We start from the raw sequence: 21,492 nt of genomic DNA on the forward strand, positions 1-21,492 counted from the left end.
CACTGGCCGGAATATGGCCTCTGGTCGACCAGGAGCGGAACAACGGTGGGATCGTTGGGGACAGGAGGCGTGTCCCTGTCGCGGCCGGCACCGGTGCGACTGTGGCCCGCCCCCATCCTTCGTTCCGCCGTCAGGCGCAGGGCCACCCCCGCGCGTCCCCCCTGTTGGCGGTCGGTCCTGGAGGGTGTTTCGATGACGACGCTCGACGAACGTCATGAGGACGCTGCGCGCGACGGGGAAGCCCTCCGCGGCGGCAACGCGTCCGTACCGCACGGCCTGCGTGCCGTCCCGCTCGACCACCCCGCAGCGACATTGACCCGGTTCGCCGGTTCCAAGGCCGCTCACCTCGCGCGCGCGGCCCGCGCGGGGCTGCCGGTGCTTCCCGGCTTCGTCGTCCCCTGCGGGACCGCGGCCGACACCGAGGGCGCCGCCGGTCCCCTGCCCCTCGGGAGCGCCTGGCACGAGCTCTCCCACGACGGCACCCGCCCCCTCGTCGTACGGTCCTCGTCCCCGCAGGAGGACACCCAGGAGTCCTCCCTGGCGGGCCAGTTCGCCTCCGTGCTGGACGTGCGGGGCCGGGGTGGCTTCGGTGAGGCGATACGGACGGTCCTGGAGTCGGCGCACCGCCCCGACGGCAGCACCGCACCGATGGCCGTGCTCGTCCAGCCGATGCTCGCGGCGCGTGTCGGGGGCGTGCTGTTCGGGGCGGACCCCGTCGAGGGCCGCACCGACCGGATGCTGGTGAGCGCGGTGCGCGGCGGGCCTGACTCGCTGGTCAGCGGTGAACAGCCGGGCACGAACTACTGGTTGAGCCGACGAGGACGCCTGCTGCGGACGGAACCGCCGGAAGGCGCCGTGCCACCGGGAGGTGCGGTACCGACGGCAGGGGCGGCGCCGACGGCTGGTCCGGTGCCGACGGCAGGCGCAGTACCGGTGGCAGAGGAAGCGGCGCCGCCGGAAGAAGCCGCGTCGCAGAAGGAAGCCGCGTCGCCGGTGGAAAGTGCGGTGCCGGTGAAAGGCACGATCCCACCGCCCGGTGCGGTCCTGTCCGACGACGCGGCGCCGCCCCAGAGCCCGCCCCCACGCCCGCCCGGGACAGCGATACCGCCACACGGCCCACGGACGCCCGTGAGCGCGGTACCACCGCAGGGCCGGCCGTCGCCCGACAACCGGGTGCCGCCGCGCCACGCGCCCCCGCCCGCCACCCCCGTACCGTCCGACGGGCCGCTGCTCACATCCTCCGAACTGCGCCGACTGGCCCGGCTCGCCCGCCGTGCCCAGCGGGTCTTCGGCGGCCCCCAGGACATCGAGTTCGGGTTCGACGGGGACGGGCGGCTGTGGTTGTTCCAGAGCCGCCCGATCACGGCGATGGCGGCCCGGCCCCCGCGCCGGTCCCGGCTGCTCGGGCCCGGCCCGGTGGCGGAGACGCTGCCCGGACAGTTGGAGCCTTTGGAGGAGGACCTGTGGTTGGCCCCCATGGCCCGGGGGCTCGCCGCCGCGCTCGACATCGGGGGCAGCGCGCCACGACGGCATTTGCGCACACTGCCGGTCGTCACGGCGGTCGGCGGACGAGCCGCGGCGGACCTGCGGCTGCTCGGGGCCGCGCCCCCGGTCCACCGGCGGCTGGCGTTCCTCAACCCGGCGCCGGGCGCCCGCAGGCTCGCCGCGGCCTGGCGGGTGGGCCGGCTGTCCGCGGCGCTGCCCGGTCTCGCGGTCGACCTCGTCGCGGACGTCGACCGCCGCCTCGCCGAGACACCCTCCCCCTCCTCGCTCTCCTCCCCCGCCCTGGTCTCCGCCCTGCGCTGGGCCCGTACGGCACTGGTCTCGCTGCACGCGCAGGAGGCCCTGGCCGGTGCCCTGCTCCCGGACGGCGGGGTCGACACGGCTGCGGGCGCGGCCCTCACCGCTCTGGCGGACGCCCGCGCCGAGGGCGTCCCGGAGGACCGCATCGCGGTCGTCGAACCGGTGGTCCTGGCCCTCGTGGCGCCCAGCCTGCGCGCGGAACTGCGACTCCCGGGAGCCGCCGACGGGACGCGGCGACACGATCGTGCGGTCAAGTCGGCGGCGGGCGGGACGGGTTCGGCGCACGGGACCGCCCTGCCCGGAACCCCTCTCTCCTCCGGAGCCCCTCTCTCCGACGCGCCTCTCTCCTCCGGAGCCCCTCTCTCCGGCGCGCCCCTCTCCTCCGAAACCCCTCTCTCCGGCGCGCCCCTCTCCTCCGAAACCCCTCTCTCGGGCCCGCCCCTCCGCTACGACCGTTCCTCCCTCGCTTCCCGCTCCGCCCTCCCCTCGCTGCCGCCTCGTGAGTCCTTGCGGCTGCGGGTGCGCTGGGTGCAGGAGTTGCAGGTCCGGCTGGTGCGCGAGGGGGCGCGCAGACCGGCGGTGCGCGGCGGGCTGGGCGATCCGGCGCGGGTCGGGCTGCTGCGGTGGGAGGAGTTCACCGCGGCGCTGGAGGGCGGCCGACTGCCCGGCGACGTGGCGGAACGGCTCCCGCGGGCCGTCTCCGCCCCGCTGCCCGACACCTTCCGGCTGACGGACGGCGGTGTGGTCGTCGCCGAGCGACGGCGGACCGGCGAGACGGACGGGCGGGGCGTCGCCGGTGGGCGCGCGGCCGGCACCGCCTGGGACGGCACCGGGGCACGGCCTCCGGACGCCGTGCTCGTGGTCCGCACCCTCGACCCGGCGCTCGCACCGCTCCTGCCCGGTCTCACGGCACTGGTCGCCCAGACCGGCAGTCCGCTCTCCCATCTCGCCGTACTGGCGAGGGAGTTCGCGTTGCCCACGGTCGTGGGGGCCTCCGACGCGGTACGCCGCTTCCCGCCCGGTTCCCGCCTCACGGTCGACGGCACGACCGGGGACGTGGGGTGCACGCTCGACGGCGCCGTCGACGACGTGCGGGAGCTCCGGTGAGGCGCCTCGCGTACTTCTTCGGGGGTACGGCCGCCGCCGGCGCGGGTGTGTACGTCGTCGTCTACCTGTACCGCTGGCAGTGGCAGCGGGCCATTCTCTGCGGGGTGCTGCTCCTCGTCGTCGAGGTGATGCTGCTGGGGATCGTCCTGCTCGGGCGGCTCTCGCGGATCGAGGAGCGGATGCGGGAGAGCGACCGGCGCCAGCGGGACGTGCTCGCCCGGCTCCGCCAGGACCGGGAGCCCGCGGGTGGTGAACGGTTCCGCTGGCTGGAGGACCCCGGCAGCCGTTCCTACGTCTTCGTGCCCGTGCTCATGGTCACCGGTGTCCTGCTGTCCGGGCTCGCCTGGCTGGTCCAGCGGATCGCGTCGGTCACCGCGCGCCCCTCGGCCGAGCGGCGGCTCGCCGGGCGGCTGGCCGTCCTGGCCGCACCCGATCCGGCGGGCACGGCCGACCTGGACGATCTGCCACGCGTGGGCGCCCGGCGCGGGCGGCGCGGGACCGTACGGCTGCTCGCCGTCGGGGTCGTCGGTGCCGTCCTGCTCGCTGCCCTGGTCGGCGGGCTCGCCGAACTCACGCAGACCCGCGAGGAGCACGTGAACGAGCAGGAGGCGACCTCCGTGCTCGTCCGGGTCGACATGCGCGGACAGGGAATGACGCAGCAGCGACAGGCCCTCGCGGCGCACCAACTGTGGGAACGCTGCCGGGACTCGACGTCCGCACCGCTGAACCGGGCCACCCTCGGCAGTCTCGGCGACGGCCTGTACGCCGGTGTCGTACGCCCGGCACTCACCGACCACGACCGCATGCGGCTGACCGGTTGCCTGGAGGACACGAGCATCGACCGTGCCCACCTCACGGTCGTCGGCGTCGGTGACGCGGACGCCGACGACGACTGAGCTCGGGACAACGCCCTTGCCACCGGCCCGGGTTACGATGCCAAGGCGCCCCTCGTCCCCGAGCATCCCGGGTCGCCCATGGCTGTCGCCTCCGCTCCACCGCCCCACAGCGCCGTGCCCACGTGCCGATCGCCGCGATCGGCACGATCCCGCAGATGGCTCCGCACCGGCCTGCGCACACTCGTGGGCCTCACCCTCGGCTATCTCGCCCTGTGGGCCACCGGCGCGCTCGGCATCCTTGCGCTGTCGTACTGGGCCCGTGAGGAGACCCCGCCGCCGGAGGGCGCGTACGCGGTACGGGGCATCCGGCATTTCCAACCCGTCGACGCCCGGCGTACGTTGTGGCGGGGCGGCGCGCCGTCGCCCGACGGGTACCGGGCGCTCGCGCGACGGGGCTTCAGCACCGTCGTGGACCTGCGCGCCGAGGATCTCACCGCGGCACAGCTCGCCCGGCCCCACGAGGCCGGGCTCGATGTGGTGCGCCTCCCCGTCCGTGACGGACAGACTCCGACGCCGCGCCAGGTGGAGCGTTTTCTCCGGGTCGTCGGCGAGGCCCCAGGGCCGGTGTTCGTGCACTGCGGCGCGGGCGTGGGGCGCACGGGGGTCATGGTGGCCGCGTATCTCGTGCGGACCGGTCAGGAGTCGGCACCGGCGGCGGTCAGACGGAACCTCGCGGTCGGACCGCCGTCGGTGGAGCAGATCTACTACGGGCTCAGCCTGGGACGGGACCGCGCGGACCAGCCGCCGTTGCCGGTGGTCGCCGTGAGCCGGCTGGTGGACGCCCCACGGCGTATGTGGTCCCGGCTGTGACCCCTCTCCGCGGGCCGTGGCGCGTCGCGCCACGACAGGGGTGCGACCGGCAGGCGTCCAGTCCGCCGAAGGGTGCCGACCAGTGGGTATCTGGTGTCTGCCGGTGAATGTCGGGTGTCGACCAGCGAGTGTCGGATATCGGGTGTCGGGTGTCGGGTTCAGATAAGTCGCAAGGCCCTCTGAGGAATCGGAAGACAGAGGAAGTCCGGAAACGTCAAGTCATCGTGGAATCAAGGCAGATCAAGAAAACGGAGAACGAGCAGAGGACCGGGAACGGGCAGAAGCCAGGCCGCACGTGCCTCAGGACAGCAGGAAGTCGGCCTCCCCCGCCTTCGCGCCCTGGATGAACGCGGTGATCTCGCCGGGCGTGTAGATCAGCGCGGGGCCGTCCGGATCCGCCGACTGACGGACCGCGATGCGGCCGTCGGCGAGTTTCATCGCCTCCAGGCAGTTGCCGCCGTTCCCGCCGCTCCACGGCTTGTGCCAGCCCTCGCTGCCCAGTTCACGGGCGGGCATCCCGTTGTAGATGCGCACGTTGCCTATTGCGGGCTTGATGCGTTCCATTCACAGCTCCTTGCGGAGATCACGGAGGATCTCCTTCGTGCGATGTGCCGTAGCGGCCTGAGCCGCCATGCGGTCCATGACCTCGAGATGGGTCGCCACCTCTGAGCGCGCGTCCAGGTAGACGGCGCCGGTCAGGTACTCGCTGTAGACCATGTCCGGGAGTTCCGGCATGGCGAAGCGGAACAGCACGAAGGGCCCGTAGGTGCCGGGGTGCGGGCCCGAGGAGAACGGGATCACCTGCAACGTCACATGGGGCAGTTTCGTGGCCTGGAGCAGCTTGTCGATCTGGGCGCGCATCACCTCGGGGCCGCCGATGGGACGACGCAGGGCCGTCTCGTCCATCACGGCCCAGATCCGGGGTGCGTCCTCACGAGTGAGCAGATCCTGGCGTTGCATGCGCAGCGCCACATGGCGCTCGATGTCCTCCGGCTGGGTCTGGCCGACGGCCCCCGCCTTGAGGACGCCGCGGGCGTAGTCCTCGGTCTGCAGCAGCCCGGGCACGAAGTGGGGTTCGTACGAGCGGACGAGGGCGGCGGCGCCCTCCAGGCTGACGTGCATGGAGAACCAGTCGGGCAGGATGTCGTGGAAACGCTGCCACCAGCCCGGCTTGTTGGCCTCCTCGGCGAGTTGGACGAAGGCCTCGGCCTCCTCGTCGCCGACCCCGTACGACTTCAGCAGGAGCTGGAGGTACGGGATCTTGAGGGAGACCTCGGCCGTCTCCATGCGGCGGACCGTGGCGGGCGCGACGCGCAGGATGCGGGCCGCCTCCTCGCGCTTGAGACCCGCGCGTTCCCGCAGGTCCAGCAGGCGCCGGCCGAGGACGACCTGGCCCACCGTCGGCGCGGACCGCGGTTCGCTCACGCCCCACCTCCACTGTGTCCGGACAGGCCGGGCGGCGCCGTCCGGGGTCTCTTCGACTGATCCCAACTGGCGCCGCTCGACGTGCTGTTGCGAGCAGTGTGCCACGCGCCCTCACCGAGTCACACGGCACTCTGCAATTTTCAGAGTGACACTTGCCAAGTGTTCACGTCGGGGCGATAGTGGCAAGCGTGACTCCGTCCGCGCCGTTAGGAACAGACGCCGCCGAAGACCGGTCCGGTCTCCGCGCCGCCGCAGGGCTCCGCCCCGGCGCGGCTGCCGAGCGCCGGTTCCGTTTCGAGCTGTCCGCACACCCGGGCTCCGTGGCTCAGGCAAGACGCCTGACCCGTGCCCGCCTGACCCGCTGGGCGGTGTGCGAGGACACGTGCGACACGGCGGCCCTCGTCGTCTCCGAGCTGGTCACCAACGCGATCGTCCATGCCGCCGGTGAACGGGTCGTCTGCGAGCTGCACGACGGCGACGACCTCGTGCGGATAGCCGTGCGTGACGAGGGATGCGCTCCGGGTGAGCCGCACCCCTCCCCCCAGCGGCCCGAGGAGGAGCACGGGAGGGGATTGCTCCTCGTCGCGGCCATGTCCAGGGCCTGGGGGGCCCAGGACACCGGCCCCGGCCTGCTGGTCTGGGCCGAGCTGGAACGAGCGGCCGGGTCCGAGCACGCGACGGGCTCCGAGCACGGGGCCGGGGCCGGGCGGACGGCGCACTCCGAGCATTCGGCCCAGTCCGAGCACGCGCCAGGTTCCGGCCAGTCGGCACGTTCCGAGCACGGGACGGCGTTCGAGCCGCCGGTGGAGTACGACCGGCCGGCCGGAGGCGACCACTCGGCGGGCATCGAGCGCACCGCGGCGCGGGAGCACTCGGGCACCGGCCGGGAGCGCGTGACGGTGCCGCGCCAGCCCACGGCCGCGACGCCGCGGCCGTGCACGGCCGGCCGGCCCCGCGTGGACACCGAGGTCCGGTCGGACCTGGGCTGGAGCGCCAAGAAGCCCCCGGCCGACGGCCGGGGTTCCGGGACCGAGGCGTCCTGGGGAACGGGGACCGCATGGGCGTGAGGGGATCGTCGGCGACGGGGCCCTCGGCACGGGTCCTGAGCCTGGACACGCTGGTGCGCGTGAGGCGCGCGCGGCCGGGGTCCGGGCAGCCGAGGCGTCTCCTCGTACCGGAGGGCATGACGGTGCCGCTGGGCTGCGACGCCGTGTCGGTGCCGGCCCGGCTCGGCCCACTGCTGCTGCCCCGGCTGCCCCGGGTGGGCTGCGTCTACGCCGACGGGGCGCACTGGTGGTGGATCGTGCCCTCGGATTCCGATGTCGCGCTGGAGTGGCCCGCGCCCGCGCACTACGCCACGGGGGCGGTCGTCGTGGACGCGCCCGCCGAACCCGGCCTGATCCACCGGCCGGAGGGAACTGTTCCGTACACCCCGCCGATCCCCCTCTACCTGGCCGTCTGCCGGGTGACGGGGACGACACCCGTCTGGTCGCGTCCGATCAGCGCGTGAGGCCCCGCCCCTGACCGAGGCAGCGGGACGTCCGCCGAGGGCCGCCGGCCACAGGCCGAGGACACGGGGCACGCAGGTCAGGGGCCGTCGGTCATCGGCGGCGGTCGTGGGGCGCACGGAGCGCAGACCGGCTTCCGGCTGAGCGCGCGCAGGGTGACGACCCGGCGCCCGGCCGAGGGCGCACAGGGTGGCACCCTGCACCCGGCCGAGGGCGCGAGCGCCGCCCGGGGCCCGTACGGCCTGTCCGAAGTGCGCCGGTCGCCGCAAAACCCCGCTGCCGCCATGGGTGGAGCGCTGCGTTCCTGGGCATTGCACCGTTCGTGCGTTCTCGGGGGAGGCCATCGGTGGAGAATCCCGCACGGAAGAAGAACGGCGACGCCGACGAGCCGCCGCCGTCCGACTCGGAACATCTGCTCTTCGGCGGCCCGCTCCGGTACGACATGGGCTGGTCACAACACTCCGACGCGTTCCTGGAGTTGAACTTCCGCGCGATGGTGACGCGGCTGCCGTCACTGCTCGCGTCCAGCTTCCGGCTCGCCTGGCAGGCGGACCCGCGCGCCGCCCGGGTGGTGCTGGCCGCCGAGCTGGCCCGCGGCGGAGCCCAGGCCGTCAGCCTGCTCGCGGTCAACAACGTGCTGGGGCGGCTGATGGCGGGCGGCCCGGTCGAGGACCGGCTGCACGGCGCACTCCCGGCGCTGGTCACGGTCGCCGCCGTGATGCTGGTCGCCGCACTGCTGCGGGCCGCGTCGACGTACGCCACCGGGCGTCTGGAGCCGAAGGTGGAGCGGGTGGCGACCGAGCTCTACCTGGAGCGGGCCGCGGCGGTGGAACTGTCCGCGATCGAGGACGACGCCTTCCACAAGCTGCTGGACACCGCGCAGTACGGCGCCCAGTCCGCCCGCCGCATGATCAGCATCGCGACCCGGGTCGTGAACGCGCTGATCTCTCTGTGCGCGGCCGCAGGTGTCCTGACGGTGCTGCACCCGGCGCTGCTGCCGTTGCTCGTCACGATGACGCTGCCGAGTGCCTGGAGCGCCCTGACGAACGCCCGGCGGCGCTACGAGTCGTTCCACACCTGGGTGCAGCACGCCCGCGCCGGGCATCTGATCAGCAGTCTGCTCACCGAGCCGGCCGCGGCTCCGGAGATCCGGGTGCACGGTGTCGGGCCGTTCCTGCTGCGGCACTTCCGCTCGATGTCGGAGACCGCCGAGGCCGAACAGGCTCGCCTGGCACGGCTTTCGGCCCGCACCGGGCTGATCGCCGCCGCCTGGACGGGACTTGCCACGGTGGCGACGTACGCGACGCTGGGCGGGCTGCTGCTCGCCGGGGCGATGGCGCTGTCCGTCGCGGGGACGGCCGTGATCGCGATCCGCACCGGTTCGGCGAGCCTCGACACCCTCGTCCTGGAGATCAACTCCCTGCACGAGGAAGCCCTGTTCGTCGGCGATCTGCACCGCCTGTACGTGGAGGCGGCCGAGCGTGCGATCCCGGTGGGCGGCGATCCGCTGCCCGAGCGCCCGCGGGAGATCCGCTTCGAGAACGTCACGTTCACCTATCCGGGCGCATCGTCCCGGCCGGCGCTCGCGGACGTGACGCTCACCGTGCCGCTGGGCAAGATCGTGGCGCTCGTCGGCGAGAACGGCTCGGGCAAGACGACCCTGGTGAAGCTGCTCGCCGGGCTGTACGCACCCGAGAGCGGCCGCATCCTGTGGGACGACGTGGACGCGGCGACCGCGGACCGGCATCAACTCGCCGAGCGCATCGCGATGGTGGCCCAGGACTTCAAGCGGTGGCCCTTCACGGCCCGTGTCAACGTGGCGATCGGCCGTGCCTCGGCACCGCTGACCAGGGAGCGCGTCACGGCGTCGGTCGCCGAGGCGGGGGCCGAGGAGGTCGTGGCCGACCTCCCGCGAGGGCTGGACACGCTTCTGGCCCGCGGTTTCAGCGGCGGCCACGAACTGTCGGGCGGGCAGTGGCAGCGCCTCGGCATCGCCCGGGCCGCGTACCGGCGCGGCACCATCCTGATCGTGGACGAGCCGACGGCGGCGCTCGACGCCCGGGCCGAGCTGGAGGTCTTCGAGAAGATCCGGGCGCTGGCGGGCACCGGGCAGACCGTCATCCTCATCACGCACCGGCTGGCGTCGGTGCGCCACGCCGATCTGGTCCATGTGCTCGACCAGGGCCGTCTCGTGGAGTCGGGGAGCCCGGACGAGCTCCTGGCGACGGGCGGCGTCTACGCGGAGTTGTACTCGCTCCAGGCGGAGCAGTTCGCGGCACGGGTACCGACCGGGGAGGCCGGCTGACGCGGAGCGGGTGCCGCCCCGGAGGCCGGCCGACCCGGCGCGCCGTCACGTCCCGTCACTCCACGGACTCGCCACCGCGCACGACGACCAGGAACGCGTCCGTGGCGAGGTCCATCACGACCTCCGCCGCCTGGCCCTCCTGGCGGCGCGCCTGTGCGAACTCCTCAGCGGGCCACGAACCGCGCGGCCCACCGGCGGGAAAGCGCTCCAGCACCGTTCGCCCGTTCACCCTGCACCTCCATGTCGCGCTCTACTCGAAGAGTTAAACGCCCGGCATGGGGTCGGCGGCTCGGGAAGTGACGGTACTGAGACATTGCCGACACTCGGTTGTGGGTGCCGCGTGACGGATCTGACGATTCCGGTCACTCCTGGTCACCGGCGGTGTCGATGCGGACCGGTCCGGTCAGTCCTCGTACTCGTCGTGGTAGCGGACGCGTGCGCTGCCCGCGGGCGCCCCCAGAGAAGACGCCCGCCCCTTGGGCTCCTCCCACTCCTCCTGCCGGCCGAGGGCCGTGAGGTCGAGAAGGCTGGTCGTGGAGCCCAGCCCGTCGAGGCCGCGTTCGTAGGTGGAGTACGTGTGGAAGACACGGTCGCGGTCGCGCAGGAAGCAGCTCATCCCCGGGCGCTCGTAGGGCTCGCCGCTGCCGTCGCCCGCGTCGCCGGTGAAGGACACCTGGAAGTCGTGGTTGAAGTCGCTCTCGTACGACGAGTACCAGGGCACCGTCCAGCCCATGCGGGCCTTGAAGGGCAGGATCCTGGTGTACGGCGCCCTGGACACGGCGGCGAACTCCGAGCCACGGGCCCGCAGATGGGCGAGGTGCCCGATCTGGTCGAGGAAGGCCGAGCAGCTGCGGCAGCCCGCGTCCCACTCGGGCGCGAACATGAAGTGGTAGACCACCAGTTGTTGCCGCCCGCGGAAGAGGTCGAGCAGCGTCGCCTTCCCGTCGCCGCCCTCGAACACGTACTCCTTGTCGATCTCGACCATCGGCAGTCCGCGCCGCTCGGCGTTGAGCGCGTCACGCGCGCGCGTGGCGGCCTTCTCCCGGACCAGCAGTTCCTCGCGCGCGGCGCGCCACTCCTCGCGCGAGACGATCCGCGGAAGCGTCATGTGCTCCTCCTCGCAACAGTGCCTTCTCTGTGCTGACCGGCGGGAGAAGCAGAACTCATCGGCGTATCGGGGAGATTTTTCGTCGGTGCGTCGCCACGAGCGTGAGCGGCCCCCGGGCACACCGGGCGGATCAGGTGTCGTACGCCTGGATCCGCCTGCCGTGGCTCCGGTCGAGGAGCGCGGGCAGCCGCTGCCCCAACTCGGCGACCGTGGCGGGCAGATCGATCGTGAGCAGGCGCCGGTCCCGCATCAGTACCCGCCCGTCGACGACGGTCGTGCGCACGTCGGCGGAGCGGGCGCTGTGCACGAGCGTGGCCGCCAGGTCGTGGACCGGCTGGGTGTGCGGTCCGCTGAGGTCGACGAGGACGATGTCGGCCGGGCGTCCCGGGGCCAGGCTGCCGATCCGCTCCCCCAGTCCGACGGCCCGTGCGCTCTGCAGCGTCGCGTGGTGCAGGGCCTGTCGGGACGTCAGCCAACGGGGGTCGCCCTCGGCCGACTTCTGCACGAGCGAGGTGAGCGCCATCGACTCCCACACGTCGAGCGAGTTGTTGGAGGCGGCGCCGTCCGTGGCCAGGCCGACCGGGACGCCGATCTCGCGCAGCGCCCGCACGGGCGTGGGGCCCCAGGCGAATTTGAGGTAGCCGCGCGGGGCGGTGGCGACGGCGATCCGCCCGGGCGCGTCGCGCAGCACGGGAAGGTCACGCTCGACGATGCCCGTACCGTGCGCGATGAGCACGTCGTGGTGGAGGAGCCCGGTGCGTTCCAGCACCTCGATGGGTGTCACACCGTGGCGGGCCAGGCTGGTCTCGGTCTGGGCGCGGCTCTCGGAGGCGTGCAGGTGCACGGGAAGCCCGTGGTCGCGGGCGAGTTCGGCGGTGGCGGCGAGGTCGGCGTCGTCCACCGTGTAGGGGGCGTGCGGTGCCAGGGCGGTGGTGATGCGGCCGTCGGCGGCGCCGCGGTGGCGCAGCGCGAACTCCAGTGACCGCTCGCGCCCTTCGGGCCCCTGCGAGGAGAAGAAGGCCTCGCCGAGGTGTGCGCGCAGCCCGCTCTCCGCCACCACCGCGGCGACGGCGTCCATGGAGAAGTAGTGGTCGGCGAAGCAGGTGACCCCGCCGAGGATCATCTCGGCGCACGCCAGCCGCGCGCCCAACTCGACGTCCTTCGCGGTGAGGTTGGACTCGATGGACCAGATGTGGTCGTTGAACCATTCCTCCGCCGGCAGGTCCTCCGCGACTCCGCGCAGGGCGACCATCGGCGCGTGGGTGTGGCAGTTGATCAGTCCGGGCATCGCCACCTGGCCGCGGCCGTCGATGTGTTCGACGGCGTCCGGGCGGGGCAGACCGCCGCCGGTGACCGTCTCGATGACGCCTCCGCGTACGACGATCGAGGCGTCCTCGACGAATCCGGCCTCCTCCTGGTCGTCGTGCACCAGCGCGGTGCATCCGGTGATGACGAGATCGGCGGGCGTGGGTGTTCCACCGGGCCGGGTCATTACGTCACCGTACGACGGCGTCGTGCCGTCGGGGGACGTGAACCGCGCATCCCGTACGAGCTCTGTCGCGACGGCGGACGGGCGAGCACGCTGGCGTCACCACCGTCGCCCTCGGTGCGTGTCACCACTGTCGTCCTCGGCGCGCGTCACCGCCGTGGTGCTCGGTGGGTCCGTCGCCCCGGTGTACGTCACCACCGTCGTCACCGGTGCGCTTCAGCCCGTCTCCGCGCGCGTCGGCGCGCCTTTCGGAAGGAGCCCGCATGCTCCTCGGCACGTGGAACCTGGAGAACCTGTACCGGCCCGGCGGCCCCTTCGGGCCGCCGGACAAGGCCGCGTACGAGTCGAAGCTCGCCGCCCTGGCCGGCGTCGTCGACGGACTCGATCCCGAACTGCTCGGTGTGCAGGAGGTCGGGGACCCGGACGCGCTCGCGGACCTGGCCGACATGCTCGACGGCGACTGGCAGGTCACCGTCTCCGAGCACCCCGACGACCGGGGCATCAGGGTGGGCTTCCTCAGCCGCGCGGCCCCGCGGGTCGTCGCCGACACCGTCGCCTTCCCCTCGAAGCTGCGCCCCGTGCAGGCCGACGACAGCGGTGGCACGGCCGCGCACGCGGGCCGCGGCTTCCTCGCCGTGGAGGTGTCCACGGGTGCGCTGACCCTCACGGCGGCCGTCTGCCATCTGAAGTCGAAGCTGCTCTCGTACCCCGGCGGGCGGTTCCAGCCGCGCGACGAGGGCGAGCGGGCCCGATACGGCGCCTACGCCCTGTACCGGCGCGCCGCCGAGGCAACGGCGCTGCGCGCGCTGGCCGACGAGCTCCTGGCCGGAGAGGGCCGCACCCGGGACGTGGCGGTGCTCGGCGACCTCAACGACGAGGTGCAGGCGGCGACCACGCAGATCCTCCTCGGCCCGCCCGGGTCCGAGATCGGCACCTCGGGGTACGACCGTCCCGACGCGGGCGACGGGATGCGCCTGTGGGACGTCGCTCCGCTCATCCCCGCCGACCGGCGCTACTCCCGTGTCAGTTCCGGGCGCCGTGAACTGATCGACCACATCCTGGTCAGCCACCACCTGGTCCACCGGGTCACCGCGGCGGGCACGGGCCTGCCGGACGAGCAGCGGCTCCGGCTGCCGTCGGTGGCCGCGGACCCGGTCGAGCGACGCGGTGCGCCGGGGTCCGACCATGCGCCGGTGTGGGTGCGCGTGCGGACGTGACCGGTGCGCCGGCCGCTCCCGACACGGGGGCCGGCGGCTGAGGACGGACGGTCGCACCGCGCCGGGGCTACACCGCGATCGGGACCTCGGGGGCGGGCCCCGGCGCCCCGTGCGCGTCCAGGCCGGCGCGTTCCCGGCGTTCGGCCAGCTCGTCGAGGAGTTCGACGAGCCGGCCGGTGTGCCGGGGGGTGAGCCGCCCGGTGTCGTCGAGGTGCACGGCGCACGCCGTGGTCGTGTCGACGAGCCGCTCCAGCGTGGCCGCCACCTCGTCGGTCCCCTCGGCGTGCCGGGCCAGGGCGGGGAGTTCGGCGGCGGCGAGGTCGATCGCGGTGCGGGCCTCGGCCAGCGTGCGATACGCCTCCCGCCGCAGGACCCAGCGCCCGGCCCGGACGTCGGCCGCACCGCCGCCCGGGCCGCTCCTGTCCGCCGCTGCCTCTCCCCCGCCCCCGTGCCGGCCTTCGCCGGGTGCTCCGTGCTCGCCACGGCCGTCGCCCCGCCGTCCCGCGTCCGCGTCCTGTCGTCCCGTCTCCTCGGCCCGGCCCTCGTCGAGGACGTGTGCGAGATAGGCCCCGGCGGCCCGTTCGGCACGCCGGAGCCGTGCCCGCACGGTCCCCCCGCGCTGCCCGGGCATCGGCAGATGGCCCACGAGGAGCACGATCGCGCAGGCGAGCAGGGTCTCGCCGAGGCGGCTCCAGGAGGCCTGCGGTTCCCCTCCCAGCATCACCAGGGCGAGGACGAGGACGGTGACGACGGCGGTCTGCGCGGCGAAGTGCCGGGTGGCGACGGGGAGGAGGGCGCCACTGACCGCGACCAGGGCGACGAGGCCCTCGGGCCGCGGCAGCAGGGCCGCGAGCCCGGCGAAGGCGACGGCGCCGAGCACCGTTCCGGCCGCGCGGCACAGCACGCGCGAGGCGAGCGGCCCGAGGTCGGGCTTGACGAGGAAGACGGCGGTCGCGGGCAGCCAGTACCAGTGCGCGTGGTGGCCGTACCAGTGGGCCTGGTGCAGGGCCTGCGCGACGGCCGCGCCGGCACCGAAGCAGAGGGCGACGCGGATCCCGTATTCGCGTCCGGCGGAGCCGAGAACGGTGCGTGCGGTGGAGGCGAATGTGCGCGTCCGGGTGTGCAGGTCGCCGCCCTCCGCCCGGTCGAAGGCCTCGGCGGCGTGCAGGAGGGCGTTGTCGAGGGCGCGCAGGGCGGGCGCGGTGCGGTCGGGGGCGGGCAGCGGGCCGGTGTGGGTGTTGCCCCGTACGGCGTCGGCGAGGCGCCGGGGCCCCGCGGAGGCGCGGGCGGATCCGGCGTCCCCGGACCAGGCGAGCGCGGTCGCGGCCTCGGCGAGCGGCAGCGCGGCGGCGTACTGCGCGTGCAGCCGCCGCTCGGCCGCGGAACTGGCGTAGCGGCGCAGCCGGGGTCCGGCGAGTGCGTCCTGCGCGTGGTCGAGCGCGGCGGTGAGGGCGACGCGGCGCCGGGGCGCCTCCGGCCCGCCGGCGGCGTCGAGCAGGTCGGCGATCGCGTCGTAGACGGTGCCGACGGCCGCGCGCTCCCCGTCGAACCGGTAGTCGCCCGCGGTGGCGCCGGGGGTCGGCAGCGCGAGCCGCAGCAGGAGCAGCCATCCGGCGCCGGCGAGGAAGAAGAGGGCGCGCTGCCATCCCGGTTCGGGCAGCGGCATCCCGGCTCCGATGGCGCAGGCGACGAGCAGCTGGGTCCCGGCACCGGAGGCGACGGGCCCGACCGCGCTGACGGCTCCGGCGACGAGCCCGAGCCCGGTGAGGAGGACGGTGAGCGCGACCGCTCCCATGTGCTGTCCGGCGTACGACCCGACGAGCAGGCCGGCGGCTCCGGCCAGGGCGGGCATCCCGAGCCTCCTGACGGCGGCGCGCCTGCTGCCCGGCCGGTCGTTGATGCCGGCGAGCATGGCGCCGAGGGCTGCGAGGACTCCCGCGGAGACGTGCTGGGCCGGCACGGCCACGAGGAGCAGGGGTCCGGCGGCCAGTGCGCCGCGCACGACGGCGCTCCAGGGAACGGGCCCGCGCTGCGTGCGCAGGGCGTGGGCGAGCCAGGGCGGTGGGGTGAAGCCGGGGCGGGACACGGGGCTCCTGTCGGCGAGGGCGGGCATGTGCTGGCTGCCTTCGGGCGACGTCGGCCGGGCGGTGTCGTTCCCACGATAGGCCGTCTCGCGTACGGGAACGGAACGTAGGCATTTCCGCGGTGTGACGACGTGCGGGAATTCCGTGTCCCTCATGAACGCGGTCGGAAGGAAACGCCTGCGGTGGGAAACCGGAGCGGGCGGAAAGACGCGTGGAACCTCCGGACGCGGAGCGGGCCCGAGGGCGTAGCCGGCCCCCGGACCCTGTGATGCCGCCCATTTCGCACACCGGACCCCGTGCGGACCAGGTCAGTCGTTATGTCGCCGCGTCCTGCCTTTGGACCACCACGCATCGAGCTGCGCGGGCCGGACTTGAACCGGCATTTCGACGTACTGGGGCCTGGGCCGTTCGATCCGGTGATCGGCGGCGAATACTGAGTCTGGAGCAAGAGTCTGAGATTGACCGCGCCCCGTCCCTGACATCTGTGGCGGGTACGGAACGCTCATCACGACAAGCTTCAGCTTCAGCTTGCGCTCCTCGCGCACCCCGGCCGTACTGAGCCGGCCGGGGAGTTGGGAGGCTACCCGAAGAGGTAGCCGAACACGGCGTCCCCGATCCGCTGGTCGACGACGTCGACGCCGTTCGCCTCCTCGCGGGCGAACTTGACGGCCTGCTGCAACTTCTCCACGCGGTCCAGGAGTTCGTTGACCCGTCGTGCGGGAAGGGCGCCGGAGAACTTCACGGTCGTCCAGTACCCGACGTGCACGTCCTCGTAGTACACCTCGACCTGGGCCGGGTGCTTCTCGGTGGCCTCGGCCTTGACGTGGTTCCGGGGCACCTTCTTCGTACGGACCGTCCGCACGGGCTCGGTCTTCCAGGCATCTGTGGACGGGTCCTGCGCCCACGACTCGGACGCGTCGAGAACGGGCAGTTTCCGCACGAAGGAATTGAGATCGGTGAGCTGCTTCTCCAGGAACAGCAGATAGGACACGGGTACGTCGGCGACGAGTACGCGCCCGTCCACCTTCACGTCCGCGCGGGCCGTGCAGTTGGCCCAGTCCTTGGTGGCGGTCACGTCGAACAGCCGCGTGAGGGTCGCCGCGGTGTCCCGCAGTACGTCCTCGGCCTTCACCTGCACCCGGGTCGACTCGGGCGGCAGGTGCTCGCCCTCCTCGTCCTTCGGCTGATAGGTCCGCGATATCCCGGCCAGGAGAGCCGGCTTCTGGAGCCCGTGATGAGCAGCCGTCAGGTCCTGATGGGACTTGGACTTGACGCCCTTCTCGACTGCGATGATCTGGTTGAGTTTCGCCACGCCCGGAACGGTAACAGCGGCAACCGGTCCTTTTCGAAGCATTATTCGAGAGCGTCGCGCTGGGCACGGGAATGCCATTCGCCGAGCCGGCGGGGACGAGGAAACGGAACGGCCGCACGCGCGTGTTCGGCGACCTGCCACCGCGGGCGGGTCAGCCTTCCCGGAGATTCCGGTGGCGGTGGCGGGTCGGTGGATGGTCCAGGCCCTCCGCCGCGCTGAGGAGTTCGCCCGGCGGTGCGGCGTGCAGGAGCTTGCCGGCGGCCGTGCGGAAGGCGCGCAGTTCTGCTCGGGCGGTGGATTCGTGGGCGGTGTGGAAGGTCTCGTTGAGGGCGCGGGGGTAGGTGTAGGCGGCGAAGGAACGGACCAGCCGGGCCGGGACTGCTCGACGGCCCTCGCGCCAGGCCCTGGCCGACTCCACGCCGCTCAGGCGGAGTTCGGTCAGGTGGTGCGCGGTGAGCGGGCCCGGCAGTCCGGCCGTCCAGTACGGGGGCGTGGCGCGGCGTCCGGCGGGGACGTGATGAACGGTGCGGGACATCAGAGACCTCCACCGGGACCGCCGCACCCTCCGGGGCAACCCGGCCGGAAGTCCGCGCCGAGGAACCGCACGAGGAGGGAGCGGGAGGTGCGCATCGGGTCAGGATGCGGGTGGTGCGGCCGGGGTGTCGAGCGAAATTCGGATGCGGGGCCCGGGCGTCCCGCCGCATCATCGGCGGGTCGCCCGCCGACGACGGACCGGGCCGAGCGGGCCCGGCGTCGACGACCCCTTCAGGAGCTCCCGTGGTCCAGCGCGTCACCGTCCCCACCCTCTTCGCACCGCCCGTCTATGCGCACGCGTCCGTCGTCGAGGCGGGGACGAAGCTGGCGTTCCTCGCCGGGTCCGTGCCCCTCGACGCCGACGGGAAGATCGTCGGCGAGGGCGATCCCGTGCGGCAGGCCCGGCAGGTGCTGGCCAACCTGGACGAGCAACTCCGCGCGGTCGGCAGCGACATGGCGCACGTGGTGTCGACCGACGTGTACGTCGTGAGTGGCGAGCCGGCGGTGCTGTCCGCCGTGTGGGACGTCGTCGAGGCGTCCGGGCTGAGCATCGGCCCGCACTCCTCGACGCTGCTCGGGGTGGCCTGCCTCGGGTACACGGGGCAGCTGGTGGAGATCACCGCGACCGCCGTCGTGCCCTAGGCCGGCCCTGCCCGGCCGTTCCCGCCTGCCCAGCGACGCCTGGAACGGCGGGACGGGCCCGGCCGGGTTCGGGACCGGGCAGGCCGGACACCGCTCCGGACCGGCGTCCGCTCCCGCACCGCTGGGCCGCGGGGGACGACGCGGGGACGGCGTCACATCGGGGCCGGAGCGGCGTCGGGATCGGGACCGGGGCCGGGATCGGGGCCTGTGTCGGGGCGTCCCCACACCCGCCGCTTCGGCAGCGGTCGTGCGAATCCCCCCGCCCGGCTCGTCCGCAGTCCGAGCTGCACGAGGGACTCGGCCAGTTTGACGGCCGCGGCGACCCCGTCGACCACCGGCAACCCCAGCTTCTCCCCCACCGCCCGCTGGAGTCCCGTCATGCCGGCACAGCCGAGGACCAGTACCTCGGCCCCCGCCTCACGGGCCCGCTCGGCGGCGGTGACGAAGGCCTCCTCGGTGCGCCGGTCGTCGCCGAGGTCGAGCACGCCGAGGCCGGTACCGACGACGGCGGCGCAGTTCTGGGCGACACCGGCCGTGTGCAGACTGTCCTCGATCTGCGCGCGCGAGCGTTCCAGCGTGGTGACGACGCCGTACCGGCGGCCGAGCAGACAGGCGAGGTGGGCGGCCGCCTCGGTGATGTCGACGACCGGCACGTCCACCAGCTCCCGTGCGCCCTCGCGCCCGTGTTCCCCGAAGCCGGCCATGACCACGGCGTCGTACGGGCCCTCGTGGGTGCGCAGGGTGTCGAGGACGGCCGCGGCCGAGAGGTAGCTGTCGAGCCAGCCCTCCGCGGATTCGGGCCCCCAGGCGGGGGTCAGCCCGGTCACGGTGGTGCCCGGGCCGGCGGCGGCCCGAGCACCTCGTACGATCTCCGCGGTCATCTCCTGCGTCGTGTTGCAGTTGGTGACGAGGATGCGCACGTTCAGCCCTCCACAGGTGCGGGCTCGGGCTCCGCGGCGGCACGCTCCGCGCGGCACAGCACCGCGTAGAGTCCGGCCGCCAGTGCGGTGCCGATGAACCAGGAGTACGGGGCGACGTCGCTGAACGCCTTCACCAGGGCGAGGACCGCGGCGACCGCCGCCGAGGGCAGGAACGCCCACAGGGCCTTGGGGTTGACGCCCTTGCGGTAGTAGTAGCGCGAACCCGGCCGGGCGTCGAAGAGCTGGTCGACGTCGACGTGGCCGCGCTTGACCCAGTAGTAGTCGAGCATGATCACGCCGAACAGGGGGCCGAGGAATGCGCCGAGTCCGCCGAGGAAGTAGTTGACGACGGTGGGGTTGGAGAAGAGGTTCCAGGGGGTCACGACGAGCGCGGCGACCGTGCTGATCATGCCGCCGACCCTGAAGGTGATCTTCTGCGGCCAGACGTTGGCGAGGTCGTAGGCGGGTGAGACGAAGTTGGCGACGATGTTGACGCCCATGGTGGCGATGGCGAAGGTCAGGGCGCCGAGGACCAGGACCCAGGTGTTGCCCACCTTGGCGACGAGCAGCGCGGGGTCGGTGATGGCCTCGCCGAACGCCTCGATGGAGCCGGCCGTCACGACGACGGACACGATGACGAAGGCCGTGGAGTTGATCGGCAGGCCCCAGAAGTTGCCGCGCTTGACGGTCCGGTAGCTGGGGGCGAACCGCGAGAAGTCGCAGAAGTTGAGCATCAGCGTGCCGTAGGTGGCGAGGATGAGTCCGACCGCGCCGAACCACTGGCGCCACTGCTCGCCCGCGGAGACCGGGTGCGGGGTGGAGGAGAGCGGGATGCTCCAGCCGGCCTCGGCGAGGACCCAGACGGCCAGCGCGATCATCACGAGCCAGATCGCGGGGCCGCAGAAGTCCTGGAACTTGCGGACGGACTCCATGCCCTGACTGATGATCAGTGCCTGGAGGAGCCACAGCGCGAGGAAGGACGTCCAGCCGAGCGCGTCCAGGCCGACGAAGGAGTGGTGGGTCCAGGACTCCAGGCCCGGCCATGCGGCGAGCAGCATGACGTTCACGGCGACGGAGGCCAGATAGGTCTGGATCCCGTACCACATGATGGCGATGACCGCCCTGATCAGTGCGGGGATGTTGGCGCCCCAGATCCCGAAGCTGATGCGGCTGACGACGGGGAACGGCACGCCGGTGCGCTGTCCGACGCGGCCCATCAGGTTCATGCCGGCGTAGATGAGCACGAAGCCGACGAGCAGGGACGTGAAGATCTGCCAGACGTTCATGCCGAGGACCAACAGGCCCGCCGCGAAGGTGTAGTTGCCGAGGTTGTGGACGTCGGACATCCACATGGCGAAGAGGTCGAAGACCTTCCAGTTGCGCTTGCCGGCGGGTGCGAGGTCTTCGTTGGTGAGGCGGGGGTCGGGGACGAACGCTGCTGTGCCGGTGGCTTCGGCGCGGTCGGCGAGGGACACGGGGCCTCCAGGGACGACGTGAGCGAGGGACGGCGGAGGACGACTAGCCGGATGCGTTTGGTATACCAAACTGCCGTCATGGTCCTCCCGTCAAGCGTCGTGACCGATGTCGTTGCCGTTACGGCTCCGTAAAAGCCCCCTCGCTTCGGCGAAGATGGCCCCATGACGAAGATCGAACCCCTCGGCGCGGTGCGCGAGCGCGTCCTCGCGACCCTGCGGCAGGACATCATCGCGGGCCGGATGCGCCCGGGTGACCGGCTCGTGGAGCGTGAGCTGGCCGAGCGGTTCGGGGTCTCCCGGGTCCCGGTCCGGGAGGCGATCCGAGCCCTGGTCGCGGAGGGCTTCGTCCTCTTCGAGTCGGCGCGCCGCACCGTCGTGCGGCGGCTGACCTCCACCGACGTCAAGGAACTCTTCGAGCTGCGCGAGGCGTTGGAGGTGTACGCGGCGGGACTGGCCGCGTCACGGGCCACCCCTCAGGCGCTCGCGGAGCTGCGGGAGCTGCTCGGCCAGGCGGCGTCGGCGACCCGCGCCGGGGACGCCGAGGCGATCACCGACATCAACACCCGTTTCCACGACCGCATCCTCGCCATGGCGGGCAACAGCCTGCTGATCTCCGTCATGGAGCCGGTCGACGGCCGACTGCGCTGGCTCACCCGGCAGAACGAGGAGTGGCCGCAACTGCTCACCGAACACGGCGAGTTGTACGAGGCCATCGCCTCCGGGGACCCCGACCGGGCCCGCGCCCACACGCTCAGCCACGTGCGCGCCAACTACCGCTCCACGGTCCGGCACCTGTTCGGCGGGACCGAGGTCCCCGAACCCGGCACGCCGGGCACGTGACTCCGTCCGCGCGTTCT

18 protein-coding genes and 1 pseudogene are annotated in these 21,492 nt (G+C 73.1%); 9 read left to right on the forward strand and 10 right to left on the reverse strand.

The genetic code is table 11. The features are described from left to right. The first annotated feature begins 192 nt into the window (after positions 1-192). The 3 genes from ABEB03_RS28475 to ABEB03_RS28485 all read left to right on the forward strand — a co-directional run bounded on the left by ABEB03_RS28475 (position 193) and on the right by ABEB03_RS28485 (position 4,616). A complete protein-coding gene (locus tag ABEB03_RS28475) occupies positions 193-2,910 on the forward strand; it encodes a PEP/pyruvate-binding domain-containing protein (RefSeq protein WP_345655491.1) in 2,718 nt (905 codons plus the stop codon). Beyond that, the gene (locus tag ABEB03_RS28480) at positions 2,907-3,806 is read left to right on the forward strand and encodes a hypothetical protein (protein ID WP_345655493.1); all 900 of its coding nucleotides are present in this window, start codon (positions 2,907-2,909) and stop codon (positions 3,804-3,806) included. Before ABEB03_RS28475 ends, ABEB03_RS28480 begins: the two co-directional genes overlap by 4 nt. Positions 3,807-3,989: 183 nt before the next feature. Then, positions 3,990-4,616, forward strand: a complete 627-nt coding sequence (locus ABEB03_RS28485) for a protein tyrosine phosphatase family protein (RefSeq protein ID WP_345655495.1) — start codon at positions 3,990-3,992, stop codon at positions 4,614-4,616. A 300-nt stretch (positions 4,617-4,916) separates the two neighbouring features. On the opposite strand, the gene ABEB03_RS28490 is transcribed toward ABEB03_RS28485, so the two are convergent. Both ABEB03_RS28490 and ABEB03_RS28495 read right to left on the reverse strand, forming a co-directional pair. Continuing rightward, positions 4,917-5,180, reverse strand: a complete 264-nt coding sequence (locus ABEB03_RS28490; protein WP_028805992.1) for a DUF397 domain-containing protein — start codon at positions 5,178-5,180, stop codon at positions 4,917-4,919. Beyond that, on the reverse strand, positions 5,181-6,041 hold the full coding sequence (locus ABEB03_RS28495; RefSeq protein WP_345655499.1) for a helix-turn-helix domain-containing protein: 861 nt from the start codon (positions 6,039-6,041) through the stop codon (positions 5,181-5,183). It lies immediately after the preceding gene. A gap of 179 nt (positions 6,042-6,220) precedes the next feature. On the opposite strand from ABEB03_RS28495, the pseudogene ABEB03_RS28500 reads away from it, so the two are divergent. From ABEB03_RS28500 to ABEB03_RS28510, 3 genes and pseudogenes are all read left to right on the forward strand, one after another. Continuing rightward, positions 6,221-6,704: pseudogene (locus tag ABEB03_RS28500) on the forward strand (ATP-binding protein); the annotation flags it as partial. Between the two features lie 394 nt (positions 6,705-7,098). After that, positions 7,099-7,551 (forward strand): hypothetical protein, encoded by a 453-nt coding sequence (locus tag ABEB03_RS28505; RefSeq protein WP_345655501.1) that lies wholly within the window; start codon positions 7,099-7,101, stop codon positions 7,549-7,551. Between the two features lie 440 nt (positions 7,552-7,991). Next, positions 7,992-9,854, forward strand: coding sequence for an ABC transporter ATP-binding protein (locus ABEB03_RS28510; protein ID WP_345655549.1), 1,863 nt, complete (start codon positions 7,992-7,994; stop codon positions 9,852-9,854). A gap of 55 nt (positions 9,855-9,909) precedes the next feature. Here the strand turns inward: ABEB03_RS28510 and ABEB03_RS28515 are convergent, their stop codons facing one another. From ABEB03_RS28515 to ABEB03_RS28525, 3 genes are all read right to left on the reverse strand, one after another. Further along, a complete protein-coding gene (locus ABEB03_RS28515) occupies positions 9,910-10,083 on the reverse strand; it encodes a hypothetical protein (protein ID WP_095933592.1) in 174 nt (57 codons plus the stop codon). Positions 10,084-10,257: 174 nt separating this feature from the next. Continuing rightward, positions 10,258-10,962, reverse strand: a complete 705-nt coding sequence (locus ABEB03_RS28520) for a DUF899 domain-containing protein (protein WP_345655505.1) — start codon at positions 10,960-10,962, stop codon at positions 10,258-10,260. Positions 10,963-11,092: 130 nt separating this feature from the next. Next, the gene (locus tag ABEB03_RS28525) at positions 11,093-12,454 is read right to left on the reverse strand and encodes an amidohydrolase (protein ID WP_345655507.1); all 1,362 of its coding nucleotides are present in this window, start codon (positions 12,452-12,454) and stop codon (positions 11,093-11,095) included. 260 nt (positions 12,455-12,714) lie between these two features. Here ABEB03_RS28525 and ABEB03_RS28530 point away from each other — a divergent pair, with 260 nt between their 5' ends. Continuing rightward, positions 12,715-13,668, forward strand: a complete 954-nt coding sequence (locus ABEB03_RS28530) for an endonuclease/exonuclease/phosphatase family protein (protein ID WP_345655509.1) — start codon at positions 12,715-12,717, stop codon at positions 13,666-13,668. A 67-nt stretch (positions 13,669-13,735) separates the two neighbouring features. Here the strand turns inward: ABEB03_RS28530 and ABEB03_RS28535 are convergent, their stop codons facing one another. From ABEB03_RS28535 to ABEB03_RS28545, 3 genes are all read right to left on the reverse strand, one after another. Continuing rightward, positions 13,736-15,781: an FUSC family protein gene (locus tag ABEB03_RS28535; protein ID WP_345655511.1), complete on the reverse strand. Its 2,046-nt coding sequence runs from the start codon at positions 15,779-15,781 to the stop codon at positions 13,736-13,738. 551 nt (positions 15,782-16,332) lie between these two features. Continuing rightward, a complete protein-coding gene (locus ABEB03_RS28540) occupies positions 16,333-17,064 on the reverse strand; it encodes a DUF7873 family protein (protein ID WP_345655513.1) in 732 nt (243 codons plus the stop codon). Between the two features lie 151 nt (positions 17,065-17,215). Next, complete coding sequence (locus tag ABEB03_RS28545) at positions 17,216-17,599, reverse strand: hypothetical protein (RefSeq protein WP_345655515.1); 384 nt, start codon at positions 17,597-17,599, stop codon at positions 17,216-17,218. 242 nt (positions 17,600-17,841) lie between these two features. On the opposite strand from ABEB03_RS28545, the gene ABEB03_RS28550 reads away from it, so the two are divergent. Next, the gene (locus ABEB03_RS28550) at positions 17,842-18,240 is read left to right on the forward strand and encodes a RidA family protein (RefSeq protein WP_345655517.1); all 399 of its coding nucleotides are present in this window, start codon (positions 17,842-17,844) and stop codon (positions 18,238-18,240) included. A 152-nt stretch (positions 18,241-18,392) separates the two neighbouring features. On the opposite strand, the gene ABEB03_RS28555 is transcribed toward ABEB03_RS28550, so the two are convergent. Both ABEB03_RS28555 and ABEB03_RS28560 read right to left on the reverse strand, forming a co-directional pair. Beyond that, positions 18,393-19,160: an aspartate/glutamate racemase family protein gene (locus tag ABEB03_RS28555; protein WP_345655519.1), complete on the reverse strand. Its 768-nt coding sequence runs from the start codon at positions 19,158-19,160 to the stop codon at positions 18,393-18,395. A 2-nt stretch (positions 19,161-19,162) separates the two neighbouring features. After that, complete coding sequence (locus ABEB03_RS28560; RefSeq protein WP_345655521.1) at positions 19,163-20,635, reverse strand: NCS1 family nucleobase:cation symporter-1; 1,473 nt, start codon at positions 20,633-20,635, stop codon at positions 19,163-19,165. Between the two features lie 162 nt (positions 20,636-20,797). On the opposite strand from ABEB03_RS28560, the gene ABEB03_RS28565 reads away from it, so the two are divergent. Further along, on the forward strand, positions 20,798-21,475 hold the full coding sequence (locus ABEB03_RS28565; protein WP_345655523.1) for a GntR family transcriptional regulator: 678 nt from the start codon (positions 20,798-20,800) through the stop codon (positions 21,473-21,475). Positions 21,476-21,492 lie beyond the last annotated feature (17 nt).

The organism is Streptomyces siamensis, from assembly GCF_039543605.1.
GTDB classification, from domain to species: domain Bacteria; phylum Actinomycetota; class Actinomycetes; order Streptomycetales; family Streptomycetaceae; genus Streptomyces; species Streptomyces siamensis.